The organism is Bacteroides sp. (assembly GCF_029057325.1).
Taxonomy (GTDB): Bacteria; Bacteroidota; Bacteroidia; order Bacteroidales; family Bacteroidaceae; genus Bacteroides.
The window spans coordinates 1-3,368 of sequence record NZ_JAICZW010000077.1; the positions used below are offsets into that span (position 1 = coordinate 1).

Consider the following 3,368-nt stretch of genomic DNA (forward strand, 5'->3'; position numbering starts at 1 on the left):
TCCTCTTTTTTATGTCCATGTACGTGGAGGGAGAGATATGCAAATCCTTGCAAAGAGTTTTGATGGTGACTCCACTCTGTTTTCTCGTCCGCTCGATAAAAAATCCCAACGAAGAGTGAATAAAATTTTTGCTCATCTAAATGAATTATTAGAGTGATAAAAATAAAATAAGCGGTATGATTTTCTTACATTTTGCAGCCTATCGCCCAAATATGACGCGAAGGCCGCAGACAGGCTCTTCAGCAACGTGCTGAAGACGGGACACCACGAAGTGCATTGGGGCACTGCCTTCCATCTGGCGCAGCGGTACGGCGTGCAGGTTCGGTATGAAGCGCCTCCCGGAGAGGAGGAGAAAGTTTCAAAGTTTCAAAATTTCAACGAGCCGCTCACGCACACACACGCGCACGCATAGAGAAGAGTAGAAAAAGCGATGGCGTGCTGCTGTTGGGAGCGTCCACCATATCGGACAACAGTATGGGACGAAACATGCGTAAAGCTTTCGACCACAACCTTGAAAAAAGCCGGTACGTATGCCAAAGAGGATGGAAAACAGACCAAACAGCGGCAACTCTCACAATCCCTGAAACATTCTCCCTCTCACGCGCACGCGTATGTACGCGTGTGTGTGTGCGTGAGAAAGCGGATGAAATTTTGAATTTTTGAAATCTTTGAAATCTTGAGATTTTGAATGTCCAAACCTCTGTGCCACATTCGTCAACGTCACCTTTACGCCGCCAATGTTCACCTTTAGGGTTCCCCCAACGCAACTACAATCGTATGCATGCTTGACATTCAGATTTTTAACATCACAAAAGGTAAACAAAAAACATGACATTATCAAATCCGCACCCATAAATAACCGACTAAAACCGACCGGAACCGACCGAAACCGACAAACATGCGGAGCAAACGGTGTATCTTTGTGATAAAGTTTTCAGATTTCTGATTTTATAATACTGAACTCTGAAATTTAAATTGTTTTATTATGATGCATTACCCAAAATATCAAGTGACGAACGAGCAAAGCCCGCTGAAAGGCCTCCGGCATGCGCAACCTGTGAGTATCAATCTCATCAGCGTCATTTGTGTGCTCCTCCTGTCGGCTCTAAATAATCAATCAATCAACTTAAACTTCTACGGAAGGCTTCACATAACTCAACGCAACCCTGCTCCTTTGCATATAAGCCTCCGCACTAAACAAATTTTCATCAGTCTGCCCATGGTTAATCACCACATCCGCCACATAATGCTTGTCGTGCATATCGTCCACACAAACCAACCAGCACCCTTTCTCTTTGATGGCACGCTGATAATCCGTAGTAAAGAAATAATTATCGAGCACCATTATCTCATCACCGCGGAGCCGGGAAAGGAAATCATCGAAATGCGTCTCCTCCCGTAGCGCCACATAAGGGCAGACTTGCTCCATCTCGCCTATCTGGTAAGCCGTAAGGTGGCAGGTAAAGAAGGTACAGGCAAAATCAGCTTTCAGCATGTCAGCCAAAGCCAATGTACGGACAAAGTGACCATAGCCGATAGCAGCACCGGCATCGGCACGGAAATAGTTTTTTTTCAAAGGGAAACGGAATGAAATAAATGTTTCACGGATTCACTGCATTCCAATTATTCGGGTTTATCATTCAGTAAACTGATAGTTTGTGAAAATTCCGATACAATCATGGGCATAAGAGGATTGTCAGTCCTTACAATAATGGCAGCATGGTTGACTATCCCATATTCATCTTTGACAGAAGCAGAAATGAATGTGAACAAATCTTGATAAATATAAGAAGAGAGCCAATGCTTGAAAAGTCTGTTACGTATAGATTACCGTTGATCGCCTGTTCCACAAATATAAAGCAGCACACTTTTATTATCGTGAAAGAAAGATTCAACAATAGCTATTATTGTTTCCTTCACCTTAGCGTCACGAGGTGACTTCTTATTATTGGAGTTAATAATTACCAGTTGGTAAGTTTCAAATGAAAAAGAGGTATCATCGTATTCAAATCCTACTAAATAATGCGCACCGTAATCCGTAGAGAATATAACGAATGCCTTATTGGTCGCATATTCTGTCTGATAAGGAGCCTTAGCGTTTATGTTATCTATACAAAGAATCACAGCACAAATATTTGACCTATTTTTTTGCCGGTACGTTGCTCATACAAGGATGCGAGTTCTATTTTCATCTTTTTTACGCATTCTTGCTTCTTTTGTTTGGCAGCCATGAACCGACGGACAGCGTCTTCACGTGTCATTTTTTTGCATTCGTATCCATCATACACTCCTTTATCATTACTAAAACATTAAAATCGCTACGCAAAGATAAACATCTTTTTAGAGAATCACAAAATCATGTCCCCTCTTTATTTATGGAGCAGCCCGTACTTCATTTCCGCCAATTCCCAATCCGTCTGTGTATCCAAATCCTGCACCTCCAGTTCTGAAAGAACCAGACCGGCAGTATTTGTGCCCCAAAAGGTCTTCTCACGGACAAAGGAAGCCGTCTTTGCAACATAGAACTGACCGGCATCGTGATAAATGGGTTCCAAATCTTGCGAACGAGAAGAAATGTATTCAGGATAAACCATGCTGATTTTTCCATCCACGGGATGTTTGCCTACAAATGAATCCCCCTTTTCTAACACACCTCAAACGGATACAGATTCTCCTCGATATTCTTCAGCTCCGCCACCGCCTCAGCCTGTTCCGCAGTCAAATCCGACTGTCCCCAAGCATCTATGATGGCATGGGCTTCCTGCAACAACGGTTCTTCATAGACTTCCCCGTAGGCATAAGCCAGCAGGCGAACCTTGAGCAGAGAGGCGGGAAGCAGGTTCAGAATACGATAAATGCGATCCAGCACACACTGCTTTTTCCGTTCTTTATCTCCATCATCGTAGATAGTGGCATTATACCCCATCAACAGAGCGAGGCACACATTGGCTTCCTCGCAAGCATCGGAACTTTGAACCGGGAAAAAAGAATCGGACTTAACAAGCACCTCCTTGTTCAACCGGCAAAAAGTATCGGAATAGACCGGTTCGCCATCCATACCAAGACACATCAACTGGTGGGCCATACGTTGAAGCTCAAGAGCATGAGAAGTTAAATCACTCATTTTTTTAATTATTTTGTTTAAGGAATTATCAGAAACTAAATCCTATAACTCCTTTAAATGAAATAGCCGTGCAATACTATTCGACTTAAGCAGAAAAGATTACCCTATGATTTTCAAATAGGATTTGGGTACTTTGACACTTGCTGTCAGGATGTCTTTAATGCGGATAACGACGTATGTCTTGTTGGCCTCAACAGCAACCTCACCTTCGATACCGCTAAGCTCTCCTTTAATGACTCTTACC

At 43.0% G+C, this 3,368-nt stretch carries 5 protein-coding genes and 1 pseudogene; all 6 read right to left on the minus strand.

Annotated features, from left to right (window positions below):
• Positions 1-1,126: 1,126 nt before the first annotated feature.
• A complete protein-coding gene (locus K2G43_RS04565; protein ID WP_300153185.1) occupies positions 1,127-1,576 on the minus strand; it encodes a hypothetical protein in 450 nt (149 codons plus the stop codon).
• Positions 1,577-1,827: 251 nt separating this feature from the next.
• Positions 1,828-2,124 (minus strand): DUF6169 family protein, encoded by a 297-nt coding sequence (locus tag K2G43_RS13510; protein WP_363316953.1) that lies wholly within the window; start codon positions 2,122-2,124, stop codon positions 1,828-1,830.
• Positions 2,121-2,261, minus strand: coding sequence for a hypothetical protein (locus K2G43_RS04570; protein ID WP_297643992.1), 141 nt, complete (start codon positions 2,259-2,261; stop codon positions 2,121-2,123). The genes K2G43_RS13510 and K2G43_RS04570 overlap by 4 nt, the downstream gene beginning before the upstream one ends.
• 108 nt (positions 2,262-2,369) lie before the next feature.
• The gene (locus tag K2G43_RS04575; RefSeq protein ID WP_297643993.1) at positions 2,370-2,651 is read right to left on the minus strand and encodes a hypothetical protein; all 282 of its coding nucleotides are present in this window, start codon (positions 2,649-2,651) and stop codon (positions 2,370-2,372) included.
• Positions 2,645-3,124 (minus strand): UpxZ family transcription anti-terminator antagonist, encoded by a 480-nt coding sequence (locus K2G43_RS04580; protein WP_297643994.1) that lies wholly within the window; start codon positions 3,122-3,124, stop codon positions 2,645-2,647. Before K2G43_RS04580 ends, K2G43_RS04575 begins: the two co-directional genes overlap by 7 nt.
• 99 nt (positions 3,125-3,223) lie before the next feature.
• A pseudogene (locus K2G43_RS04585) lies at positions 3,224-3,368 on the minus strand (transcriptional regulator); the annotation flags it as partial.

Coding starts and splice junctions, on each gene's coding strand:
- K2G43_RS04570 (WP_297643992.1), bottom strand. CDS start 2,261: ATGACACGTGAAGACGCTGTCCGTCGGTTCATGGCTGCCAAACAAAAG.
- K2G43_RS04580 (WP_297643994.1), bottom strand. CDS start 3,124: ATGAGTGATTTAACTTCTCATGCTCTTGAGCTTCAACGTATGGCCCAC.